The 23,732-nt window shown below is 66.9% G+C and carries 21 protein-coding genes; 14 read left to right on the plus strand and 7 right to left on the minus strand.

The annotated features are described in order from the left end of the window. Positions 1-2: 2 nt before the first annotated feature. A complete protein-coding gene (locus tag K1Y73_RS00855; protein WP_225026016.1) occupies positions 3-1,985 on the minus strand; it encodes a CocE/NonD family hydrolase in 1,983 nt (660 codons plus the stop codon). A gap of 186 nt (positions 1,986-2,171) precedes the next feature. Here K1Y73_RS00855 and K1Y73_RS00860 point away from each other — a divergent pair, with 186 nt between their 5' ends. From K1Y73_RS00860 to K1Y73_RS00920, 13 genes are all read left to right on the plus strand, one after another. Beyond that, on the plus strand, positions 2,172-2,921 hold the full coding sequence (locus tag K1Y73_RS00860; protein WP_225026017.1) for a helix-turn-helix domain-containing protein: 750 nt from the start codon (positions 2,172-2,174) through the stop codon (positions 2,919-2,921). 431 nt (positions 2,922-3,352) lie between these two features. Further along, the gene (locus K1Y73_RS00865; protein ID WP_225026018.1) at positions 3,353-4,279 is read left to right on the plus strand and encodes a 3-hydroxyacyl-CoA dehydrogenase NAD-binding domain-containing protein; all 927 of its coding nucleotides are present in this window, start codon (positions 3,353-3,355) and stop codon (positions 4,277-4,279) included. Next, positions 4,276-5,226, plus strand: a complete 951-nt coding sequence (locus tag K1Y73_RS00870) for a BKACE family enzyme (protein WP_225026019.1) — start codon at positions 4,276-4,278, stop codon at positions 5,224-5,226. Before K1Y73_RS00865 ends, K1Y73_RS00870 begins: the two co-directional genes overlap by 4 nt. A 75-nt stretch (positions 5,227-5,301) precedes the next feature. After that, positions 5,302-7,368, plus strand: coding sequence for a hydantoinase/oxoprolinase family protein (locus tag K1Y73_RS00875; RefSeq protein WP_225026020.1), 2,067 nt, complete (start codon positions 5,302-5,304; stop codon positions 7,366-7,368). Beyond that, positions 7,365-9,155 carry a hydantoinase B/oxoprolinase family protein gene (locus K1Y73_RS00880; RefSeq protein ID WP_225026021.1) on the plus strand — a complete coding sequence of 597 codons (1,791 nt, stop codon included), beginning with the start codon at positions 7,365-7,367 and terminating at the stop codon, positions 9,153-9,155. The genes K1Y73_RS00875 and K1Y73_RS00880 overlap by 4 nt, the downstream gene beginning before the upstream one ends. A gap of 43 nt (positions 9,156-9,198) precedes the next feature. Next, positions 9,199-10,380, plus strand: a complete 1,182-nt coding sequence (locus tag K1Y73_RS00885) for an ABC transporter substrate-binding protein (RefSeq protein WP_225026022.1) — start codon at positions 9,199-9,201, stop codon at positions 10,378-10,380. A gap of 98 nt (positions 10,381-10,478) precedes the next feature. Continuing rightward, entirely contained in the window at positions 10,479-11,201 is a 723-nt protein-coding gene (locus tag K1Y73_RS00890) for an ABC transporter ATP-binding protein (protein WP_225026023.1), read from the plus strand. Then, positions 11,198-11,941, plus strand: a complete 744-nt coding sequence (locus tag K1Y73_RS00895) for an ABC transporter ATP-binding protein (RefSeq protein ID WP_225026024.1) — start codon at positions 11,198-11,200, stop codon at positions 11,939-11,941. The genes K1Y73_RS00890 and K1Y73_RS00895 overlap by 4 nt, the downstream gene beginning before the upstream one ends. Then, positions 11,938-12,819 (plus strand): branched-chain amino acid ABC transporter permease, encoded by an 882-nt coding sequence (locus K1Y73_RS00900; RefSeq protein ID WP_225026025.1) that lies wholly within the window; start codon positions 11,938-11,940, stop codon positions 12,817-12,819. Before K1Y73_RS00895 ends, K1Y73_RS00900 begins: the two co-directional genes overlap by 4 nt. Then, complete coding sequence (locus K1Y73_RS00905) at positions 12,819-13,898, plus strand: branched-chain amino acid ABC transporter permease (RefSeq protein WP_225026026.1); 1,080 nt, start codon at positions 12,819-12,821, stop codon at positions 13,896-13,898. The genes K1Y73_RS00900 and K1Y73_RS00905 overlap by 1 nt, the downstream gene beginning before the upstream one ends. Beyond that, on the plus strand, positions 13,895-14,695 hold the full coding sequence (locus tag K1Y73_RS00910) for an SDR family oxidoreductase (protein WP_318248205.1): 801 nt from the start codon (positions 13,895-13,897) through the stop codon (positions 14,693-14,695). The genes K1Y73_RS00905 and K1Y73_RS00910 overlap by 4 nt, the downstream gene beginning before the upstream one ends. Further along, positions 14,685-15,473 (plus strand): SDR family NAD(P)-dependent oxidoreductase, encoded by a 789-nt coding sequence (locus K1Y73_RS00915; protein ID WP_225026027.1) that lies wholly within the window; start codon positions 14,685-14,687, stop codon positions 15,471-15,473. Before K1Y73_RS00910 ends, K1Y73_RS00915 begins: the two co-directional genes overlap by 11 nt. 30 nt (positions 15,474-15,503) lie before the next feature. Next, positions 15,504-16,265 carry a GntR family transcriptional regulator gene (locus K1Y73_RS00920; protein WP_225026028.1) on the plus strand — a complete coding sequence of 254 codons (762 nt, stop codon included), beginning with the start codon at positions 15,504-15,506 and terminating at the stop codon, positions 16,263-16,265. A 10-nt stretch (positions 16,266-16,275) separates the two neighbouring features. On the opposite strand, the gene K1Y73_RS00925 is transcribed toward K1Y73_RS00920, so the two are convergent. Then, a complete protein-coding gene (locus tag K1Y73_RS00925) occupies positions 16,276-17,304 on the minus strand; it encodes an enoyl-CoA hydratase/isomerase family protein (RefSeq protein ID WP_225026029.1) in 1,029 nt (342 codons plus the stop codon). Continuing rightward, a complete protein-coding gene (locus K1Y73_RS00930) occupies positions 17,291-18,901 on the minus strand; it encodes a GMC family oxidoreductase (protein ID WP_225026030.1) in 1,611 nt (536 codons plus the stop codon). The genes K1Y73_RS00925 and K1Y73_RS00930 overlap by 14 nt, the downstream gene beginning before the upstream one ends. A gap of 197 nt (positions 18,902-19,098) precedes the next feature. On the opposite strand from K1Y73_RS00930, the gene K1Y73_RS00935 reads away from it, so the two are divergent. Then, the gene (locus K1Y73_RS00935; RefSeq protein WP_225026046.1) at positions 19,099-20,010 is read left to right on the plus strand and encodes a LysR family transcriptional regulator; all 912 of its coding nucleotides are present in this window, start codon (positions 19,099-19,101) and stop codon (positions 20,008-20,010) included. Here K1Y73_RS00935 and K1Y73_RS00940 read toward each other — a convergent pair. The 4 genes from K1Y73_RS00940 to urtC are packed head-to-tail and all read right to left on the minus strand — an operon-like array spanning position 20,007 to position 23,729. After that, positions 20,007-21,143, minus strand: a complete 1,137-nt coding sequence (locus K1Y73_RS00940; protein ID WP_225026031.1) for an iron-containing alcohol dehydrogenase — start codon at positions 21,141-21,143, stop codon at positions 20,007-20,009. The genes K1Y73_RS00935 and K1Y73_RS00940 overlap by 4 nt on opposite strands. A gap of 17 nt (positions 21,144-21,160) precedes the next feature. After that, positions 21,161-21,856, minus strand: a complete 696-nt coding sequence (gene urtE / locus K1Y73_RS00945; protein ID WP_225026032.1) for an urea ABC transporter ATP-binding subunit UrtE — start codon at positions 21,854-21,856, stop codon at positions 21,161-21,163. Further along, positions 21,850-22,605, minus strand: coding sequence for an urea ABC transporter ATP-binding protein UrtD (urtD, locus tag K1Y73_RS00950; protein WP_225026033.1), 756 nt, complete (start codon positions 22,603-22,605; stop codon positions 21,850-21,852). The genes urtE and urtD overlap by 7 nt, the downstream gene beginning before the upstream one ends. Beyond that, positions 22,602-23,729 carry an urea ABC transporter permease subunit UrtC gene (gene urtC, locus K1Y73_RS00955; protein ID WP_225026034.1) on the minus strand — a complete coding sequence of 376 codons (1,128 nt, stop codon included), beginning with the start codon at positions 23,727-23,729 and terminating at the stop codon, positions 22,602-22,604. Before urtC ends, urtD begins: the two co-directional genes overlap by 4 nt. Between the last annotated feature and the right edge of the window lie 3 nt (positions 23,730-23,732).

Genomic DNA, 23,732 nt, shown 5'->3' on the forward strand with positions numbered 1-23,732 from the left:
GGTCAAAGCCTGGGGACAGAGTCCTGATGGCGGCGGTCAAAGACCATCCGCTCGCCTTCCCAGGCGGTGATGCGCTGGACGATGTGGAAATCCTGCGCATCGGCCCAAAGGCTGGTGACCACGCGGCTGCGGGTCTGCCAGTCGCCCCGCCCGAGGCTGCGGTCCCAGGTGATGTCGACCCGCGCGCTGGCCGGGTCGTCCTTGCGGATCGACCAGATCTCTTCCACGCTGGAGCCGGTGGTCAGGCCATGGGTCAGATCCTCGGTCAGGGGCGTGGTGCCGGCAATGATGATGCGGGTCTCGCCGGTCGCCGGGTCGGTTTCCACCCGTTTCGATTCCACCGTTTCCGAATGGTATTTCAGCGCCAGCGGCGGGGCGCCGGTGGGCGGGCCGAATTGCACCTCGTCGCCACTGGCCAGGGGGCGCAGCGGCAGCGACAGCTGCCCGGCCGAGATCGTGACACTCACCGGCGCCGCTTCGGGCCAGATGAACGGCCAGTAGCTGGTCGACACCGCCACCCGCAGCCGATGGCCGGCGGGCAGGCGATAGGCGATCTGGTCCAGATCCAGCGCCACCTCGACCGGCACGCCCGGCGCCAGATCCTTCAGCGTCTCGAACCCGTCGCGATGGCGCAGGTTCAGCATGCCCAGCGTGATCAGCGCCGAGGTGCCATCGGGGCGCAGGTCGCACAGCCGCACCGCGATCTGGGCCCGCGGCTGGTCGGCCGCCAGCGTCAGGCGCAGGCGCGGAGCGCCGACGATATCGCAGGTCTCGGCCAGGGGGGCCGAGTCGAAACAGGCCGACAGCGCGTCGTCCTGCTGCTGGTCATCGGGCAATTCGCCGGGGCCGAAGCCGAAGGGGAAATATTCGCCGGTCGCCAGGCCAACCGCGGTCGAGGGCCGGGCCTGCTGGGCGAAGGGGGCGGCCGCCGGATCGGCGGCAAGGCTGCCCGCGCCCAGATGGAACACCCGCTCGGCAATCCGCGGCGAGGGCCATTCGGCCTCGGTGATCCAGCGGCCCGGGCGATGGCTGAACGAGGTTTCGGGCTTCACACTGTCCATCAGCCAGGCGGTATAGGCCGGCGCGCGCTCGGCGCCATTGTCTTTGCCCTTCAGCCAGCGGTCCCACCAGATCAGCGCCTCGTGCAGAAAGTCGATACGCGGCCCCGGCACGGCCAGATGCGGGTATTTGTGGTTCCAGGGCCCGACCAGCGCGCGCACCGGCGCCTTCAGATTGGCCGCCAGATGCGCGGGCGTGTTGCGATAGCCGTCATGCCAGCCGCCGATGGCAAAGACCGCAGCCCCGATCGCGTCGTAATCCTCGCAGACCGAGCCGTGTTTCCAATAGGCGTCGCGGCTTTGGTGGCGGTGCCAGGTCTCGGCCAGGAAGGGCATATGCTCCAGCCGGTTCAGCCAGATCTCGCGCCAGGCCTCGCCCACCAGGGCCGGGTCAGGCGGCGGCGAGAACCAGGAACTGGCGGTCGCCGCCCAGCCGATATTCTCGCCCAGCAGGCAGCCGCCCTTGTAATGGATGTCATCGGCAAAGCGGTCGGTGGTGGAACACAGGCTGATCACCGCCTTCAGCGCCGGCGCCCCGTTGGCGGCGGCCTGCAACGAGTTGAACCCGCCCCAGGAGATGCCCATCATCCCCACCGCGCCACTGCACCAGTCCTGCCGGGCGATCCAGGCGATCACATCCTGCGCATCCTGCATTTCCTGGGCGGAATATTCGTCGTCGAACAGGCCCTCGGATTCGCCGCAGCCGCGCATGTCGACGCGCAGGCAGGCATAGCCCTGGCGGGCGAACCAGGGATGGGTGATCTGGTCGCGCTGCGCGGTGCCGTCGCGCTTGCGATAGGGCAGGAATTCCAGAATCGCCGGAACCGGATGGCGGGGCGCATCTTCCGGCATCCAGACCCGGGCCGACAGCCTGGTGCCATCGGGCAGATGAATGGCCATATCCGGTGTTTCGACGATTTCAGTCATGCCCGACGCTCTTCCCATGGTCATCCCGGCCCTGTGGCAGGGGGTTGGGGAAAAAAAGAAGACCGGGCGCGGCTTGCCAATTGCGCGCTTTTACGCTAGATAACGCGGGTTTTCGCGAGGTTGCGCAAAGGGGCGTAAGGAATGGCGGCGCCGACGGGGCGGACGGCTGAAATTTTTTCCCGTTCCTTGCGGAATCTTTGCGCAAGCCGGGCCTCGGTTTCGCTGATCTGCCGGGAAATCGGCATCAACCGGCAGCAGTTCGACCGCTATCTGACCGGGGCATCGCTGCCTTCGGCGCATAATCTGCGGCGGATCGCGCGCTATTTCGCGCTTAGCGAGCAGCAGCTTCTGTCGGGTCAGCTGGATGACACGGTGGGTGCGCCCGGGCTGGAGGCGCCTTCGTCCTTTGCCGCGGCATTGCAGCCCGAACCGGGCGAGTTGGCCGCGCTGCGCCACTATCTGGGCTTCTACTTCTACTATTTCCTCACGCCGTCCTGGCCGGGCCAGGTGCAATGCGGATTGCTGCAGCTGTACGAGCGCGACCACCGGGTGCTGACGCGCTATATCGGCCGGGTGCAGGACCCGGATTATGGCCGGATCACCCGGTCGCGCTTTCATGGCCATGCGGTGCTGCGCGGCGACCGGATCTTCATCCTGGAACATGCGCGCGGCCCGGTCGACGGCTTCGGCCAGACCATCCTGTATGCCGCGCATCGCCATCAGGCGAATTACCTGACCGGCATGGCCTCGGGGATCGGCTGGCATCCGCATCGCGGGCCCTTCGCCTCGCGGGTGATCCTGCGGCGGTTGCGGGTGAACCTGACCCTGCGCGAAGCGCTGACCGCCTGCGGGTTGTTCCGCATCAATGGCAGCAACCTGGATCCGATCGTGCGCAATTTCTTCAGCACCTCTGAGACGATGTTCATGACCGGCTGAGCGGGGCCCGCATCGGTGTTGCGCGCGATTGGCCGGATCCGCGCGCCCGGTTAACGATTTATTTACATAATATCACTTATCGGAATCCGGCAAGGCGCACGCCTGCCGCCCGCGACCGATCCCCAACCATGATTTCTTGACCCCCGGGCCTTGGCCTTCGCAGTCACGGGCCGCTGGCACAATCCCGGGCGCGGGACAGGCCGCGTGCCGGCGTGCCTTGTCGCCTGTCTAGCGGGGGCCGAACTGGTGTAGAAGATGTGATATATCGTTAGATCAAAACACGTTGCATGCGATGGCTGCGCTGATTTCCTGCACATGGCCCATGTTTCATGGGTTTCATGCGCAAAGCTGCGTTTCAAAAGTGATATAACACTATTGACAGAATCCTGATTCGATCTGAATGATGGCCCTGTCCGAAGGGGAAATCAGATATGACGAAGCCGGTTATCGCAGTCATCGGGGCGGGTCTGATCGGGCGGTCCTGGTCGGTTCTGTTCGGCGCTGCGGGCCACGAGGTTCGGCTTTGCGACATGTCGCAAGCGGCCTTGGATCTGGCGCGGCAATGGCTGGCCGAACAGCTGTCGCCGGCGGCGCTGAGCCGCATCCGCTTTTGCACCGGGCTGGATGAGGCGCTGGCGGGCGCCGATTACGTGCAAGAGGCCGCGCTGGAAGATCTGGCGGTGAAACAGGCGCTGTTTCGCTCCATCGAGGATCAGGTCGGCGCCGATTGCGTGCTGGCCTCGTCGACCTCGGCGCTGCTGCCCGACGATATCTTTGCCGCGATGCGCCGGCCCCAGCGCTGCCTTGTCGCGCATCCCGCCAATCCGCCGCATCTGCTGCCGGTGGTGGAACTGGTGCCCGCCCCCGCGACCGACCCCGCCCTTCTGGACCGGGTCGCCGCGATGATGACGGATCTCGGGCAGGACGTGATCCGGGTGCGCATCAGCCAGCCGGGCTTCGTGCTGAACCGGCTGCAATCTGCGCTGGTGGAAGAGGCGCTGCGGCTGGTCGCCGGCGGTGTGGCCAGCCCCGAGGATGTCGACCGCGCCGTGCGCTCGGGTCTGGGGATGCGATGGGCCTTTGCCGGCCCGTTCGAGGTGATGGACCTGAACGCCAGCGGCGGGTTCGCCGATTATGCGGCCCGGCTGGGCCCCGCGCTGGCCGCCTCGGCGCCGGGGGGCAGCGCGACCAGCGGCTGGAGCGGCAAGGCGCCGGCGCTGATCGCCCAGGCGCGACGCGAAACGCTTGATCTGAAAGCAATTCCGGCGCGGCAGACCTGGCTGGCCGGCAAGTTGCAAGAACTGCGTCGGTTGAAGCAGCTGGCGCGGGAAGAATCCTCTGAAGGAGCATTGTCGTGAGCGAGAAGAAAGCGAAATCCGGCAGCAAGGTGATCATCACCTGTGCGGTCACCGGCTCGATCCACACGCCGACCATGTCGGATCACCTGCCGCTGACCCCGGACGAAATCCGCGACGGGGCGATCGGGGCGGCACAGGCCGGGGCGGCGATCCTGCATCTGCATGCGCGCAATCCGGTCGATGGCAGCCCGACGCCCTCGCCCGATGTGTTCCGCGAATTCCTGCCGCAGATCGCCGAGGCGACCGATGCGGTGCTGAACATCACCACCGGCGGCGGCCATAACATGACGGTGCAGGAACGCCTGGCCGCCCCGCTGGAATTCAAGCCCGAGATGTGTTCGCTGAACATGGGCTCGATGAATTTCGGCCTGTTCCCGATGCTGGAGCGCTATCCGAACTGGAAGCATGATTGGGAGCCGAAATACCTTGAGAATTCCCGCGACTTCATCTTCCGCAACACCTTCAAGGATATCGAATATATCCTGAAGCATCTGGGCGACGACTGCGGCACCCGCTTTGAATTCGAATGCTACGATATCGGCCATCTTTACACGCTGGCGCATTTCCTGGAACGCGGGCTGGTGAAGCCGCCGCTGTTCGTGCAGTCGATCTTCGGCATTCTGGGTGGCATTTCGGCAGACCCTTCCAATGTGATGCATATGCGCGAAACCGCTGAAAAGCTGTTTGGTACGGATTACCAATGGTCGATCCTGGCCGCCGGGCGCCACCAGATGGGGCTTTGCACCATGGGCGCGATCCTGGGCGGCAATGTGCGGGTGGGGCTGGAGGATTCGCTTTACCTGGGCAAGGGCCAGATGGCCAAAAGCAATGCCGATCAGGTGACCAAGATCCGCCGCATCCTGGAAGACCTTTCGCTTGAGATCGCCAGCCCCGCCGAGGCGCGGCAGATGCTGGATCTGAAAGGGGCCGCGGCCACCGCGATCTAGGGGCCGGGCCACCGGCCCGCGCCCTTCCGACAAATGAGAGCCACGCCAAAGTGGTCTTCAGCAACAGGAGAGACTATGCGCTTTGCAACCGATACCGGGGGCACGTTCACCGATCTCGTCGTCGAGGATGACGATGGTTTCGTGCGGATGTTCAAGGCCTCGACCACGCCCGACGACCCGATCCGGGGCGTGCTGGACGTGCTTCAGGTGGCCGCTGACGATTACGGGATGAGCCGGGCCGAAATGCTGGCCAAGGGCGACCTGTTCATCCACGGCACCACGCGGGCGATCAATGCCATCGTGACCGGCACGGCGGCGAAGACGGCGCTTCTGTGTACCTGGGGCAATCCCGAGGTGCTGGTTCTGCGCGAAGGCGGGCGGATCGAGCCGTTCAACTTCACCGTGCCCTATCCTAAGCCCTATATTCCCCGCGCCCTGACCTTCGAAGTGCCCGAGCGCATCTTGCATGATGGCAGCGTGGACCAGCCGCTGGACGAAGCGGCGCTGCTGGCGATCATCGCCGAGATGAAGGCGCGGGGCGTCGAGGCGGTGGCGGTCAGCCTGCTGTGGTCGGTGGTCAATCCGGTGCATGAATTGCGGATCGGCGCGCTTCTGGCCGAACATCTGCCCGGCGTGCCGGTGACGCTGTCGCATGAGGTGAACCCGATCCTGCGCGAATATCGCCGCACCTCGGCCACGGCGATCGATGCCTCGCTGAAGCCCCTGATGACGACCTATATGCAAACGCTCGAGGCGCGGCTGCGCGAGGCGGGTTTTGCCGGCCGGGTGCTGGTGCTGACCTCGCAAGGGGGGGTGCTGGATGCGGCGGATGTGGCGCGCCAGCCGATCCATTCGATCAATTCCGGCCCCTCGATGGCGCCGGTCGCCGGCCGCTATTTCGCCGAGGCCGATTGCGCCGCGAAAGACGCCATCGTCGCCGATACCGGCGGCACCACCTATGATGTCAGCCTGATCCGCGGCGGCACCATCCCCTGGGCGCGGGAAACCTGGATCGGCCAGCCCTTCCGCGGCCATATGACCGGCTTCCCGTCGATCGATGTGAAAAGCGTGGGCGCAGGCGGCGGCTCGATCGCCTCGGTCGACGAGGGCGGGCTTCTGTCGGTGGGCCCGCGCAGCGCGGGGTCGGTGCCGGGCCCGGTCTGCTACGGCAAGGGCGGTGTCGAGCCCACGGTGACCGATGCCGCGCTGGTGCTGGGCTATCTGGATCCCGACAATTTCCTGGGCGGTGCCATCGCGCTGGATCTGGGCGCGGCCGAGCGCGCCATCGAGGAACGCATCGCCAGGCCACTGGGGCTTTCGGTCTTCGAGGCGGCCTCGGCCATTCTGGATGTGGTGACCGAAAACATGGTGCAGGCGATTGACGACATCACCGTGGCGCAGGGCTTCGATCCGGCCAATGCGGTGCTGATCGGCGGCGGTGGGGCGGCGGGCTTCAACTCGGTGCTGATCGCGCGGCGCCTGGGCTGCAAGACGCTGGTCATGCCGCAGGTTGGTGCGGCCCTGTCGGCGGGCGGCGGGCTGATTTCGGAATTGACCAACAATTTCCGTGTCATCGCCGCCACGCGCACCAATGCCTTTGACGCCGATCTGGTGGCCAGAACCCTGAAAGACCTGCGCGAAAAGGCCGAGGCCTTTCTGGCGGCGACCGGCGATCAGGCGATTGAAAGCCGCATGACCTTCAGCTTCGAAGGCCATTACCCCTCGCAGGTCTGGGATATCGAGGTGCCGCTGCCCTCGGACCGGATCGACGATGTGAAGGCTCTGGAAACCGCCTTCCACGACACGCATGAGGCGCTGTTCGCGGTGCGCGACGAAGGCGCCCCGGTCGAAATCGTCAGCTGGCGCGTCGATGTGGCGGTGAAGATCCGCTCGGGCAGCATCGGCCAGATGCAGAACATCGGCCGCGGGGGCAAATCCACCCGGCGGAACTGCTATTTCCGCGAAACGGGCCTGGGAGAGGTGCGCCTTGCCAGCTTCTCGGACATGACCGAGGACGACCGCGTGCGCGGCCCGGCCATCGTCGAAAGCCCCTTCACCACGGTTGTGGTCTTCCCCGGATCGGAAGCGCGCAAGGTTGCCTCCGGCTCGGTTGTCATCGAACTTCTGGGAGAAAACGCATGAACCGGCCGCTGAATCACGGCGCAGAGACGCGCAAGACCGGGGCGATCGACGGCGTGAAGCTGGCGATCCTGAACAACCGCTGGGAAGCGGTGGCGCGGAAGATGGCGAATACGCTGCTGCGCACCGGGCGCTCGGGCGTCCTGGCGACGGCGCGGGATTTCTCCTGCTGCATCGTCACCGCCGACAACCGGCTTCTGGCCACGGCCGAAAGCATTCCGATCCACGTTCTGGTCGGCCCGGACATGATGGCGCGGTCGATGTGCGAATTGCACCCGGATCTGAAGCCGGGCGATGCCTTCCTGCACAATTCGCCCTATCACGGCTGCTCGCATGCCGCCGACCTGTCGATCCTGGTGCCGGTCTTCGACGATGACGGCCGCCACCGCTATACCGCCATCGTCAAGGCGCATCAGGCCGATATCGGCAATTCGATCCCGACCACCTATTTCGGCCATGCGCGGGATGTCTACAACGAAGGCGCGCTGATCTTTCCGGCGGTGCAGGTGCAGCGCGATTACAAGGATATCGAGGACATCATCCGCATGTGCCGGATGCGCATCCGGGTGCCGGACCAGTGGTGGGGCGATTATCTGGGCATGATCGGCGCCGGCCGGATCGCCGAGCGCGAGATCCGCGCCGTGGGCGCCGAATTCGGCTGGGACGCGCTGGTCGAGCTGGGCGAGCAATGGTTCAGCTACAGCGCCGACCGGATGAAGGCGGCGATTGCGAAGCTGCCGAAAAAGACCGCCAGCTCCAGTTCCACCCATGACCCGTTGCCCGGCACGCCGGCCGAGGGGGTGAAGATCAACGCGACAGTCGCGGTCGACCCGGATGAGGGGTTCATCGACATCGACCTGACCGACAATATCGACGCGCTGGAGCTGGGCATCAACGTGTCCGAAGCCTGCACGCGCACGGCGGCGCTGATCGGGGTGTTCAACTCGATCGACCATACCGTGCCGCGCAATGCCGGGTCGTTCAGCCGGGTGCGGCTGAAGCTGCGCGAGGGCGCGGTGGTCGGGATCCCGCAGCATCCGACCAGCTGCTCGGTTGCCACAACCAACGTGGCCGACCGGATTTCCAATGCTGTCCAGACGGCGATTGCCGCGATGGACAGCCGCTTCGGCCAGGCCGAGACCGGCGCGCTCAGCCCCGCGACGATGGCGGTGATCTCGGGCAAGGACCCGCGCAAGGGCAAGCCCTTCGTGAACCAGATCTTCCTGGGCGCCACCGCCGGGGCCGGCACGCCGGGCCAGGACAGCTGGATCACCATCGCGCATGCCGGCAATGCGGGGATGCTGTATATCGACAGCATCGAGATCCTGGAAATGGCCTATCCGATCCGCTGCTACCAGCGCCGCCTGGTGACCGACAGCGAAGGCGCGGGCGAATTCACCGGCGCGCCCAGCCTGATGGGCGAATACGGCCCCGATGGCTGCGCGATGACGGTGAACGCGGTCAGCGACGGCACGATCAACGCGGCCAAGGGCGCGGCGGGCGGCGGCGCGGCCGCGGGGGCGCGGCAATACCGCAAGCGCGCCGATGGCAGCCTTGAGGAACTGCCGGTGGTCGTCTCGGTCACCATCGCCCCGGACGAGCGCGTCCTGTCCTTCTCCTGTGGCGGGGGCGGCTTCGGCGACCCCCGGGCGCGGGCGCCGGAACGGGTGCTGCAGGATCTGCGCGAAGGCCTGATCACCGCCGACCGGGCGCGCGACGTCTATGGCATTGCCGTCACCGACGGGCATGAGATCGACCGGGGCGCGACCCAGCGCCTGCGGAACAGCTGAATAAAAACAAGAACAAAATTCCACCCAACAGATGGAGATCCAGATGAAGACCCTGCTTTCATCGGCCTGTTCGGCCGTCCTGTTGCTTTGCCTTGGTTCTGCCGCGATCGCGCAGGACGGGCCCATCGTGATCGGCGTTGCCAGCGGCCAGACCGGCACGCTGGAACCCTGGGACAAGGGCGCCGCCCGCGGGGCCGAACTGGCCGTTGATGACATCAACGCCAATGGCGGGCTTCTGGGCCGCCCGGTCGAACTGGTGGTGCGCGACACCAAGTCGGACCCCTCGCTGGGGCCGACCGCCGCGCTGGAAGTGCTGGATGCCGGCGCCGAGATGGTTCTGGTCGCCTGCGACTATGACTTCGGCGCCCCGGCCGCGCTGACCGCCATCTCGCAGGGCAAGATCGCCATGTCGAGCTGCGCCGCCGATGCCAAGTTCGGCATCCAGGGCGTGGGCCCCCTGGCCTATACGATGTCGCTGGCCACCAATGGCCAGGGCGCGCTTCTGGCCGAATTCGCAGCCGAGCAGCAGGGCTGGGACAAGGTCTACATCATGAAGGACACGGCGATCGAATACACGAAATCGCTGTGCGACAATTTCCGCAAGCGCTGGGTCGATCTGAAGGGTGAAGACAGCATTGTCGGCGAAGACACCTGGAACGGGCTGAATGACAATGCGATCACCGGCCAGATCTCGCGGATGAAGTCGGACGGGGCGGATGCCAATTTCGTGGTCTGGTGCGGCTTCACCAACAACGGCTCGATGATGCGGCAGCTGCGCTCGGCCGGGATCGACCTGCCGGTGCTGGCGTCGGAATCGATGGATGGCAGCCACTGGATCGAGGCGGTGCCGGATCTGTCGGATTTCTACATTGCCGTCTATGCCTCGATCTGGGGCAATGATCCCGATCCGAAGATCGCGGCCTTCATGACCCGCTATCAGGAGAAATATGGCGAACCGGCGCGGATGGGCCATGTGGTGACCGGCTATACCGCGGTCGAGGCCTGGGCGCGGGCGGTGGAAAAGGCCGGAAGCCTGGATACGGCGGCCATCCAGACCGCGCTTGACGGCTTCACCGACGAGCCGCTGCTGACCGGGCCTTCGACCTTCACGCCCGAGCTGCATATCAACCTGACCAGCCCGATGCTGATGATGAAGGTCACCGGCGGCACGTACGAGCCGATCGGGCGGCGCGCGGCGGAAAAGGTGTATCCGCCGGAATTCTGAGCAGGGGCACGGGCGGCTTTCCGGCCGCCCGGATCTTGCGCGCGCGCCCGGGGCAAGACCCCCGGGGGCGCGGTTCCCCCACTCTCAAAAGGCACGCCATGACCCATATCCTGACCGCGACGGGTGTGACCGTCCGTTTCGGGGGGCTGACGGTGATCGACGATGTCGATCTGGAGCTGCGCCCTTCGGAAATCCTTGGTCTGATCGGCCCCAACGGGGCGGGGAAGACCACCTTCGTCAATGTCCTGTCCGGCTTTCAGAAGCCCCAGACCGGCACGATCCGCATCGGATCGGACGACATCACCGCGACCCCGCCGGATGAACGGGTTCGGCGGGGCCTTTTGCGCACCTTTCAGGCGGTGCGGCTGTTTCCGGCGCTGACGGTGGCCGAGAATCTGCTGGCGGCGGCCTTTGCGATGGGGCAAGGCCGGAAAGAGGCGCGGGCCGAGATTGCCGTTCTGGCCGGGCTTCTGGATCTGGAAGGCTGGCTTGCGACCGAGGCCCGCGCGCTGCCCTATGGGGTCGAGCGTCGCGTCGGGATTGCCCGCGCCATGATGGCCCGGCCCGCCTTCGTGATGCTGGACGAGCCGGCGGCGGGCATGAACCATCACGAGGCGATGGCCTTCCTGTCGGTGGTCGACGCGATCCGTGCGCGCGGCTGCGGCATCCTGCTGATCGAGCATAACATGGATATCGTGTTCCGCCTGTGCGACCGGGTTCAGGTTCTGCGCAGCGGCAAGGTCCTGGCCTCGGGCACGCCGGACGAGATCCGCAACCACGCCATGGTGCGCGAAGCCTATCTGGGGAGTGCGGCCGCATGACCCCGCATCTGCTGATCGACCAGGCGGTGGTGACCTATGGTGCGGTGCGCGCGCTGAACCAGATCTCGATCCATGCCGCCAAGGGCGAGACGGTGGCGCTGATCGGCCCGAACGGCGCGGGCAAATCCTCGCTGCTGTTGGCGATTGCCGGGGTGGTGCCGCTGCGATCGGGCGCGATGCGGCTGGACGGCCGCGACCTGGCCGGGCAAGAGCCCGAGCAGCGCGTGGGCCTGGGCATTTCGCTGGTGCCCGAGACGCGCGATGTGTTCAAGAAACTGTCCACCCATGAAAACCTGCTGATCGGCGCCAGCCGGCGGCGGCTGAGCCGGGCCCAGATCCTGGCCGATGCCGACCGGATCTATGCGCTTTTCCCGCGGCTTGCGGAGCGGCACGCCCATATGGCCGGCTTCCTGTCGGGGGGCGAGCAGCAGATGCTGGCCATCGGCCGGGCGCTGATGGCGTGCCCTGGGCTTCTGATGCTGGACGAGCCGTCGCTTGGCCTTGCGCCGGTGGTGACCGACGCGGTCTATGCCGCGATTGCCGCGCTGCGCGATCAGGGCACGACCATCCTTCTGGTCGAGCAGAACGCCGCCCGCGCCTTTTCCGTCTGCGACCGCGCCTATCTGATCCAGGCGGGCCAGGTGATCGAGGAAGGCCGCGCCGAGGCCCTTAGCGCGCGCGGCTCGGTCGAAACCGTCCTGTTTGGCTATGCGGATGCCGGCAAGGAGATGACCCAATGAGCTTTCTGCAGATGCTGATCGACGCCGCCAGCGTCGGCGGGCTTTACGCGCTGACCGCCATCGGGATCGGGCTGATCTTCGGGGTCATCGGCCTGGTGAACTTTGCCTATGGCGAATATATCATGGTCGGCGCCTATGTGCTGTTGCTCAGCGCGGGCCTGTACTGGCCCTTCGCCATTTGCGCGGTGCTGATCTTCGTGGTGCTGTTCGCGCTGGCCAGCGATTTTCTGGTGTTCCGCCAGGTGCGCCGCGCCCCGCCCGAGACGCTGATGATCGTCTCGTTCGGGCTGAGCTTCATGATCCAGCATGTCTGGGTGGTGATGTTCGGATCGCTGACCCGAACCGTCAACTTCCTGCCGGCGATCAATCACAGCGTGGAAATCGGCGGCTTGCGCATCGCGGGTGTCAGCCTGTTGCAGATCGCGGCGACCGTGCTGCTGACAACCGTTCTGGCGCTGTTCATCAATTATACCCGCATCGGCTATCAGATGCGGGCCGTGTCGGAAAACCCGCGCATGGCGCGGCTGGTCGGGGTGAACAGCAACCGGGTGATCGCGGTCGCCTTTGCGATTTCTGCGGTTCTGGCGGTGACGGTGACGGTGCTGTTCGTGGCGCAGACCGGCTCGATGACGCCCTTCTTCGGGGTGTCGCTGACGATGATCGGCTTTGTCGCCACGGTGATCGGCGGCATGGGCAGCCTGCCCGGATGCGCGCTTGGCGGCTTTCTGGTCGGCACGGTGACGACGATCCTGCAGATGGTGCTGCCGCCGCATCTGCAGCCCTTCCGCGAAGCCTTTGTCTTCACCTCGGTGATCCTGATGCTGCTGGTCCGCCCGCAGGGTCTGATCGCCGTCCGGTCCGCATGGGAGCGTGTCTGATGTCTGACGAAGAAACCCCGATGCGGGATCTGGCGGCGCTGCTGTGGCCCTGGGCGGTCTGGGCGGTGCTGCTGCTGGCGCTGACGCTGGTCTTTTCGCAGATCAGCCCGGCCATGGCGCGGATCACCACCGACACGCTGATCAAGCTGGTGATCGTGACCGGCCTGTACATTTTCGTCGGCAATTCCGGCATCCTGTCCTTCGGGCATGGCGCCTTCCTGATCGTGGCGGCCTATGCCTCGGCCTGGGTGACGATACCGCTGGCGATGAAGGGGGTGATCCTGCCCGGCCTGCCCGAGGTGCTGCGCGGCCTGCAGCTGTCGCCGCTGGGCGGGCTTCTGACCGGAATGGCGGTTGCGGGGGGGCTGGGCCTTCTGGCGGGCATTCCGCTGATGCGGCTCAGCGGCATTGCCGCCTCGATCGCGACCTTCGCCTTCTTCATCGTGATTTCGGTGATCTACAACAACTGGACCGATTGGACGAAAGGCACCGCCTCGCTGGTCGGGCTGCCGACCTGGGTCGGGCCCTGGGCGGCCCTGGCGGCGGCGCTGGTCGCGCTGATGATCGCCTGGATCTTCCAGAATTCGCGCGCCGGGCTGTTGCTGCGCGCCAGCCGCGAGGATCTGGTCGCGGCGCATGGGGCCGGCATCCGCGTGATGCGGCTGCGGCTGCTGGCCTTCGTGCTAAGCGCCACGGTCGCCGGCGCGGGCGGGGTGATGCTGGGCCATAACAACGGCGCGCTGACCACGGCCAACAATGTCTATCTGAACCTGTCGTTCATCGTGATCGCGATGCTGGTGGTGGGTGGCATCCGCAGCCTGTCGGGCGTGGTGGTGGGAACGCTGGCGCTGTCGGTCCTGGCCGAGATCTTCCGCCGCTTTGAAACCGGCGTCGAGATCGGCGGCATGATGCTGCAGATCCCCGGCGGCTCGCGCGAGGTTCTGCTGGGCCTGTGCATGCTGCTGGCGCTGATCATGCGCCCCGACGGGCTGAGCCGGGGGCGGGAACTGCCGGTGCCGGGCTTTCTGCGCGGCGGGCGGGCGAAAGCGGCAAAAACCGAAACGGAGGCTTTGCAATGAAACTGGATCTGACCGGACGCCGGGTGGTGGTCACGGCGGGCTGCGGCGGGATCGGGCAGGCCACGGCCGACGCTTTCGCGGCCGCCGGCGCAAGAGTTGCGGTCTGCGACATCGACCCGGCCCTTGTCGCGGCCTCGCCGCATCTGGCGCGGATATGCGATGTCTCGGACGAGGCAGCGGTCGCGGCATTCTTTGCCGAGGTTCTGACGGAATTTGGCGGCATCGACGTGCTGGTGAACAATGCCGGGATCGCCGGCCCGACCAGGGCGGTGGAAGAGATCAGCCTGGCGGAGTGGCGCCAGACGCTGGCGGTGAACCTGGACGGCCAGTTCCTGGCCGCCCGCGCCGTCATTCCGGGGATGAAGGCACAGGGCAGCGGGGCGATCATCAACCTGTCCTCGACCGCGGGGCGGATCGGCATGCCGCTGCGCGCGCCCTATTCCGCCTCGAAATACGCGGTGCGGGGCCTGACCGATGTGCTGGCGATCGAGCTGGGCGCACATGGCATTCGCGTCAACGCCCTGATGCCCGGAATGGTGGCCGGGCCGCGGCTAGACCGGGTCGTCGCCGAACAGGCGGCGGCGCGCGGCATGACGGGCGAGGCCTATCTGCCGCTGATGCTGCACAACATCTCGATGCATCAGACGGTGACGCCACAGGATGTGGCCGCGATGGCGGTGTTCCTGGCCTCGGATGCCGGGCAACATATTTCCGGGCAATCCATCGGAATCTGTGCAAATTTTGAAAGCTACCGGGGCCCCTTGGTCCGGATCGCGGAGGAAGCCGATGCCGGCTGAGCGCCTGCCTGAACTTGGATCGCTGTTTTCCCTTGCCGGGCGCACGGCGCTGATCACCGGCGCGTCGGGCGGAATCGGGGCTGCGGCCGCGCGGGTGCTGGCGGCGGCGGGGGCGCGGGTGATCCTGGTCGCGCGCACTCTCGACCGGCTTGACGCGCAGGCTGCCGCGCTGGGGAAGGCCGGGGCCGAGGCCTTGCCCCTGCCGGCGGATCTGGGCGCGCAGGACGGGGTCGATGCCCTGGTCGGTGCCCTGGCCGCCGCGGGCGAGGCGCCCGATATCCTGGTCAACAGTGCCGGCATGATCGACCGCGCGCCCTTTGACGCGGTGACGCCGCCGCGCTGGGACCAGGTGCTTGGCCTGAACCTGACCGCGCCGATGTTCCTGACCCAGGCGCTGGCCCCGGCGATGCGGGCGCGCGGCTGGGGGCGGGTGGTCAATATCGGCTCGATCCTGGCGCTGCAGGGCAAGAAGAACGCCCATTCCTACACCGCCAGCAAACATGCGATCGCGGGGCTGACCCGGTCGATGGCGGCTGAACTGGGCCCGCACGGGGTCTGCGTCAACGCGCTGTGTCCGGGCTATATCCGCACCGAGATCAACACCGTGCTGCAGGAAGACCCGGCGTTTGGCGCCATGATCGCGGCCCGGGTGCCCTTGGGGCGCTGGGGCGAGACCTCGGATCTTTCCGGCCCGCTGCTTTTCCTGTGTTCGCCCGCCGCAGCCTATCTGAATGGCCATATGCTGGTGGTTGATGGCGGGATGACGGCGGTTCATTAGGTGAAGGTGGTGAAGAAAGGACAGTCCTCAGTGGGAAGGCGCACGAAGCGGGCCGAAGGACGGGACGACCAGGCGTTGCTGGCGCTGGATACGTCATTGATGGAGGATGCGAACCTGCAGGACAGGGTCTATCAGATCCTGCGCAATGCACTGATCCGCGGGCATTTCGCTCCGGGGGCGCAGTTGACGATCCGCAGCCTGGCCAAGGTGCTGGGCACCTCGATGATCCCGGTGCGCGATGCGCTGCAGCGCCTGGTGGCCGAACGCGCGCTGGAACTGACCGAAAACCGCTCGGCCCGGGTGCCGGAAATGCGGCCCGACAGTTTCCGCGAGCTGGTCGAGATCCGGCTGATGCTGGAAGGCGCGGCGGTGCGGCGGCTGAAGCTGCCGCTGACGCCCGAGCAGATGGACGAGCTGCGGCTGGTCAATCACAAGGTGGAACTGGCGGTGCGGCGCGGCGATGCCGAGGCGGTGACCGTCGCCAATATGGAATTCCACTTTCTGCTGTACCGTCTGGCGGGCGGCGAATTGCTGTACCGGATGATCGAGACGCTGTGGGTGCGGGCGGGGCCGCTGCTGCGGCTGCCCTTCCGCGCCGAAACCTACGAGCCGGACGTGTTCAGCCGCGGGGTCGAGCGGCATAACGAGATCCTGGAGGCGCTGGCGCGGGGCGATCACGACACGGCCAGCCGGGCGCTGATCTCGGATATCGGCGATACGGCGCGCTGGTACGAACGCTGTTTCAGCGCCTTGGCCAGCCCGGCGGCGGGCGCGGAACAGGCCGAACCCTGACGCCGCGCGCCTAGATCGGCGCCAGCATCGTGGCGACGGCGGCGGCAAGGTCTGTCTCGGTGGCTGACGCATGGCGCCAGGCCGGCCGGTCGTCACGGTCGATCAGCCGGGCCCGCACGCCTTCGATGAAATCGCCATGTTCCGCGGCGCGGGCGGTGAAGCGGAACTCGCGTTCCAGCGCTTCGGGCACGCCCGGCGCGGCCTGCGCCGCCGCGATCAGCTGCAGCGTCGCGGCCATGGCAAGCGGGTCATGCTGGGCAAGGGCCGCGCGGGTTGCATCGGCGATCGGGCCGGTTTCCTGCGCCACCGCGGCGCGGATCGCGGCCAGGTCGGGCCGGGCGAAGATCCGGTCGATCTGCGCGCCATGGCCGGCCAGATCCGAGCCGGGCGCCCTGCCCTGCGGCAGCAGCGCCGGATCGCCGCTTTCCGCCAGCCGGGCGATCAGCGCGGGCCAGTCGGCCTGCGCCAGGAAGCGGTCGGCAAAGCCGCAGAAAACCGCATCGCCCGGCGTCATCCGCGCGCCGGTCAGGCCAAGGTAATAACCCATCCGCCCCGGTGCCCGCGCCAGAAGCGCGCTGGCGCCCACATCGGGCACCAGGCCGATCCGGGTTTCGGGCATCGCCATCTGCGTGGTCTCGCCCAGGATCCGGTGGCGGGCATGGCCGCCGATCCCGATGCCGCCGCCCATCGTGTAGCCCTGCATGAAGGCAAGGACGGGCTTGGGATAAAGCGCGATCTGCGCATTCATCCGGTATTCGTCGCGGAAGAAATCGCGGCCCAGGGCGAAATCGCCCGCCCGCGCGGCCTTGACCACCGCGACCACATCGCCGCCTGCGGAAAAGGCGCGGTCCCCCGCCGCATCGAAGATCACCAGCGCCACCGCCGGATCCGCCCGCCAGGCATCAAGCGCGGCCAGGATCTGCTGGCACATCTCGCGCGTCAGCGCATTCAGCCGCGCCGCCCGGTTCAGCGTGATGCGCCCCGCGCGGCCCTGCCGGCGGATCAGGACGGCGGGTTGGACCGGATCAGCCTCGGGCATCTTCCAGCATCATCCTTGCGGCCTTTTCGGCGATCATCACCGTCGGCGAATTGGTGTTGCCGCTGGTGATCGTGGGCATGACCGAGGCATCGGCGATCCGCAACCGGCCAAGCGCGCGCATCTTCAGCCGCGGATCGACGACCGAGCCCGCATCGCCGCCCATCCGGCAGGTGCCGGTCGGGTGGAAGATCGTGGTGCCGATATCGCCCGCCGCACGGACCAGATCGTCGCGGCTTTCATAGGCCGGGCCGGGGCGGAATTCTTCCGGGCGGAAGCGGGCAAAGGCGGGCTGCGTCGCGATCTGCCGCGTCAGCCGGATCGAGCGCGCGGCCACTTCGCGGTCGCCCTCGGTCGACAGGTAATTCGGGCGGATCGCCGGCGCCGTGCGGAAATCGCCCGTCTTCACATGCACCGAGCCCCGGCTTTCGGGCCGCAGATTGCAGACGCTGGCGGTGATCGCGGGGAAGGGATGCACCGGGTCGCCGAATTTATCCAGGCTGACCGGCTGCACATGCCATTCCAGATCGGCGCTGGCCTTTTCCGGGCCCGAGCGGGTGAAGATCCCCAGCTGGCTGGGCGCCATCGCCATCGGGCCCGAGCGTTTCAGCAGATATTCCAACCCGATCGAAGCCTTGCCGAACAGGCTTGAGGCCTTTTCGTTCAGCGTCGGCACGCCATGCACCTTGTAGACCAGGCGCAATTGCAGATGGTCCTGCAGGTTCTCGCCGATCCCGGCCACCTCTTTGATGGGCGCGATCCCGGCCGCGGCCAGCACCTCGCCCCGCCCGACGCCCGACAGTTCCAGAAGCTGCGGCGAGCCGATGGCGCCGGCCGACAGCACCGTCTCGCGCAGCGCGCGGGCCTCTTTCCGGCTGCCCTGATGGTGGAAGACGACGCCCCGCACCTCGCCTTCCTCGATGATCAGCCGTTCGGCCTGGGCGCCGGTCAGCACCCGCAGATTGGGCCGCCCCGCCGCCGGACGCAGGAAGGCCTTCGAGGTGTTCCAGCGAATCCCGCGGCGCTGGTTGACCTCGAAATAGCCCGCGCCCTCATTGTCGCCGCGGTTGAAATCGTCATTGCGCGGAATGCCGAATTCCAGCGCCGCATCGCGGAAGGCATCCAGCACGTCCCAATGCAGTCGCGCCTTTTCGACCCGCCATTCGCCGCCCGCGCCATGCAGCGCGCTGGCGCCCAGATGGTAATCCTCTTGCGCGCGGAACAGCGGCAGCACGTCGTCCCAGCCCCAGCCGGTGCAGCCCGCCTGCGCCCAGCCGTCATAATCCTGCGCCTGGCCGCGCATGTAGATCATGCCATTGATCGACGAGCAGCCGCCCAGCACCCGCCCGCGCGGATACAGCAGCGCCCGGCCGTTCAGCCCCGGCTCTTCCTCGGTGCGAAAGCGCCAATCGGTGCGCGGGTTGTTGATGCAGTACAGATAGCCCACCGGAATATGGATCCAGTGGTAATTGTCGCGCCCGCCCGCCTCCAGCAGCAGAACCCGGGTCTTCGGATCGGCCGAAAGCCGGTTCGCCAGCACGCAGCCCGCGCTGCCGGCCCCGATCACGATGTAATCATAGCTTTCCACTGACCCGCCCATCCTGCTGCCTGCCCCGGCGCGGCCAGCATCGGGCAGCTTTTCCCGCAAGGGAAAGCGACCGCGGCCGGGGCATCGAAGTGTTCATAAATGTTCAGGCCCTCCTCCGGGCCCTTCGGCAAGGATGCGTCAGGATTTCTGGTCAGACAAGGCATGCGGCCTGATTGATTTCTCACAGGTTGTGAACGAAAATGAACAGCATGACGCAGTTCAACTGGGACGACATTCAGTTTTTCCTGGCGCTGGCCCGGGATGGCCAGCTCAGCGGCGCGGCGCGGCAACTGGGATCGTCGCATGTCACGGTGGCGCGGCGGATCGACCGGCTGGAAGCCGCGCTGCGCCAGCGCCTGTTCGAACGCTCGGCCCGGGGCTATGAGCTGACCGCCAGCGGCCGCCGCCTGGTTGAAACCGCCGAGCGGATGGAAGAGGCGTCGGGCAGCATCATTCCCGGCGCGGGCCCGGGCCCGGGCCTGACCGGCAATCTGCGGCTGGCGGTGCCCGAAGGTTTTTCGAATTTCTTCAGCGAACACATGCTGGCGGCCTTCACCGCGCGCTTTCCCGATCTGTCGCTGGAACTGATCACCCTGACCCAGGTGATCTCGCTGTCGCGGCGCGAGGCGGATCTGACCGTGACGCTGGATCCGGTGACGCGCGGCGCCTATCGGTCCGAGCCGCTGGCCGATTACCGGCTGCGGATCTATGCGGCCAAATCCTATCTGGCGGCGCAGGATCCGATCCGGTCGCGCGCCGATCTGCCGGCGCATCGCTTTCTGGGCTATATCGAGGAAATGCTGTTCGCCACGGGCCTGGACTATCTGGGCGAGGTGCATCCCGCGCTGCGGCCGGGGTTCAAAAGCTCCAGCATCTACAGCCAGATGATCGCCGCACGCCAGGGGATCGGACTGTGCATCCTGCCCTGCTACATGGCCGAAGCCTGCCCCGATCTGGTGCCGGTGCTGCCCGGTGAGATCACGCTGAAGCGCAATTACTGGCTGACCTGTCACCGCGACGCGCGGCAGATGCGGCGCGAGCGGGCGGTGATCGGCTTCCTGATGGAAGAGATCCGCCGCCACGCCGCCTTGCTGATGGGCCCTGCGGCCTTAGGCGGCTAGAAGGCCGCGCGGTACAGGGCCAGCGCGTCGGCCTCGGTCACGGGGACCGGGTTGTTGCCCAGAAGCCGGGTCTGCAGCATGGCATCCGCGGCAAGGATGGGCAGGCTTTCGGCGCTGACGCCCACGTCGCGCAGCCGGCGCGGCGCGCCCGAACGGTCCATCAGCGCCTCCATCCCGGCGATGAAATCCGTGGCTTCGGCGCCAAAGCCCAGAAGCGCGCCCAGCTCGGCGTAAAGCGGTGCGGCGGCGGGCAGGTTGTGGCGCAGGACCGGCCCCAGCATCAGCGCATTGGTCAGCCCATGCGGCAGGCGGTATCGCCCGCCCAGCGGATAAGCCAGTGCATGCACCGCGCCGACCGGGCTGTTGGCAAAGGCCTTGCCGGCCAGGCAGGCGCCGTACAGCATCGCCTCACGCGCGGGGCGGTTCTGCCCGTCGGTGCAGGCGGTCACCAGGTTCGGGGCCAGAAGCCGCAGCGCCTCGCGCGCATAAAGGTCGGAAAGCGGGTTCTTTCTGTGCCGCGAGGTATAGGCCTCGATCGCATGGACCATGGCGTCGATCCCGGTGGCGGCGGTCTGCCCGGGCGGCAGGCCCAGCGTCAGCGCGGCATCCAGCAGCACCAGATCGGCATAAAGCTGCGGCGCGACGACGCCCATCTTGGTGGTCTCGCCGGTGGTCAGGATGGTGATATTGGTCACTTCCGACCCGGTGCCGGCGGTGGTGGGCACCTGGACAAGCGGCAGCCGCCCGCCCTGCACCTTGCCGATGCCATAAAGGCCCGCCAGCGGCTGGTCGCTGTGCAACAGCACCGCGGCCAGTTTGGCGATATCCAGCGACGAGCCGCCGCCGAAGCCGATCACCAGATCGACCCCCCCGGCCCGGCCCTGCGCCACACAGTCCAAAGCCACCGATTCCGGCGGGTCGGCGACCGTGCCGTCGAAGACGGTGACATCGAACCCCGCCGCCTCCAGCGCGGCGATCGCAGGGGCGGTCACCCCCAGCCGCACCAGCGGCGCATCGGTGACCAGCAGCGCCCGCCGCGCCGCAAACCGCGCCGCAAGCAGGCTGCCCAGCCGCCGGGCGCCGTCCCATTCGATGTGCAGGGCGCCGGGCGCATCAAAGGTGAAATCCAGCATCGCAGTCCTCGCCCGGTTCAGATCGTCATGTGGCGGTCGACCACCGCATCGGTCAGGCCCGAGATATCGCCGCCTTCAACCACCCTGCCCTTTTCCAGCATCGCGAAGCTTGATGCGGCGCGGCGCAGGAAGCCGATGTTCTGCTCGACCAGGATCACCGTCAGGCCGAATTCGCGGCTGAGCCGCAGGATCACCCGCTCGATATCCTCGACGATCGAGGGCTGGATGCCTTCGTTCGGCTCGTCCAGCAGCACCACATCCGGCTCGGCCGCCAGGGCGCGGGCGATGGCCAGCTGCTGTTGTTGCCCGCCCGACAGAAGCCCACCGCGCCGGTCCATGTTTTCGGCCAGATAGGGGAAAAGTTCCGGCACGATCTCGGGCACAGCGCGCTTGCCGGCGCGGTTGGCGAACCCGCCCATCACGATGTTTTCGCGCACGGTGAAATCGGGGATGATGCCGCGCCCCTGCGGGACATAGGCGATCCCGGCCCGGGCGCGCACATGGGTTGGCGCGGTCGAGATGTCGCGCCCGCCCAGCCGCACCACGCCCTTGGCGCTGTCGGTCAGGCCCATGATGGTTTTCAGAAGCGTCGTCTTGCCGGTGCCGTTGCGCCCGGCGATGCCGGTGATCTTGCCCTCGGGCACGTCCAGGCTGATGCCGTTCAGCGCGCGCGACCTTCCGTACCAGCTTTCCAGATTGGTCAGGCTCAGCATGCGGAAATCTCCTGCGATCCCAGATAGGCGGCGCGCACGGCGGCATCGCCCTCGATCTCGGCCACGGTGCCTTCGGCCAGGACCCGGCCCAGATGCAGAACCGTGATCTTCTCGGCAATGTCGCGCACGAACGCCATGTCATGTTCGACGACCAGCAAGGTGTGATCGCCCTTCAGCCGGTTGATGATCGCGGCGGTCTTGCCGGTTTCGGCCTGGGTCATGCCGGCGGTGGGTTCGTCCAGCAGAATGACCTCGGGGCTTTGGATCATCAGCATGCCCAGTTCCAGCCACTGGATCTGGCCATGGCTCAGCGTGCCGGCTTCGGTCTTCATCTGATCGGACAGGCCGACCAGGTCGATCACCTCTTCCACCCGCGCCCGGTCTGCCGCACTGCGCCCGATGCGCAGGTTCGAGAAGACGCCGGGATGGCGCGACTGCGCCACCTCGATATTCTGGCGCACCGTCAGCCCGGTGAAGATCGACGGGATCTGGAACTTGCGCCCGATCCCGGCCCGCGCGATGCGGAATTCGCGCAGGTTCGTGACATCGCGCCCGTTCAGCAGCACCCGCCCCGCGGTCGACCGGGTGCGGCCGCTGATCAGATCCATCAGCGTGGTCTTGCCGGCGCCATTCGCGCCCAGAAGCACCCGCAACTCGCCCTTCGCCACGTTCAGCGACACGCCATCCACGGCGCGGAACCGCCCGAAGCTGACGCCCAGACCTTCGGTCTGCAATGCATAGACGGTCATTGGCGCACCTCTTGCTTCAGGGCTTCGGGGCGGCGCCGCCCGGTCAGCCGGCGCATCATGTCATGGGCAAAGCCGCCAAGACCCTGGGGCAGCCAGATCACCACCAGCACGAAGACCAGGCCGACGATCGCCTTCCAGGCCTCGACCAGGGCTTCGGTTTCCGAGGCCCGCGCCTCAAGCACGTTGATCAGGATCGCACCGATGCAGGCCCCCAGGATCGAGCCGCGCCCGCCCACGGCCGCCCAGACGACCATGGTGACCGAGAAGGTCAGATCCAGGAACGAGGGCGAGGCGAATTCCGCCACCACCACATACAGCATCCCCGCCAGGCCCGAGATCGCCGCCGAAACGGCGAAGAAGAAGGTCTGATAGGCCGGCACGTCATAGCCCAGATACAGCGCCCGGGTCTGGCTGTCGCGGGTGGCCTGCAGCACGGTGCCGGCGCGGGTCGCAACCAGAAGCCGTGCCAGCGTCAGCACCACGATCAGCGCGATGGTGATGACGTAATAGGTGGTCACCGCATAGGGATCGAGCTCGGTTCCGAACAGGTTGAAATAGCCCAGGTCGGTCAAGCCGTTGAAGCCGTTGGTCACGGGCTGGGCGTCGACCAGCAACAGCCGCGCCAGCAGCACCAGCGCCAGGGTGATGATCGACACGAAGACGCCCGAGATCCGCTGGCCGAAGATCAGCTTGCCCAGCAGCGTGGCCACGATCACCGGCGCGATGATCGCCATCGCCACGCCGAACCATTGCGACTGGAACGGGATCCACAGCCAGGATCCGGGCGTGATGCAGCACAGATCGGTCGAGGCGCCGGGCTGGGCATTCCACAGCATGAAATCCGGCACCGGCTGGTCGGACCCCTGCTGCAGGCTGGTATAGCTGGCCAGTTTCAGCGACATCGCCATCGCATAGGCGCCCAGCCCGAAGAACAGGCCCTGCCCCAGGTTCAGCACCCCCGCATAGCCCCAGGTCAGCGCGATCGCGGCGCCCAGCATGCCGAAGCACAGATATTTCGCCACCCGGTTCAGCCAGAAGTCATCGCCGGTCAGCGGCAGGGCCAGCAGGATGGCGAAGAAGACAAGATAGGCCCAGATGCGGTAATTGGTCAGAAGGGAAGTCATGCC

It is taken from the genome of Xinfangfangia pollutisoli (assembly GCF_020179405.1).
Taxonomy (GTDB): Bacteria; Pseudomonadota; Alphaproteobacteria; order Rhodobacterales; family Rhodobacteraceae; genus Pseudogemmobacter; species Pseudogemmobacter pollutisoli.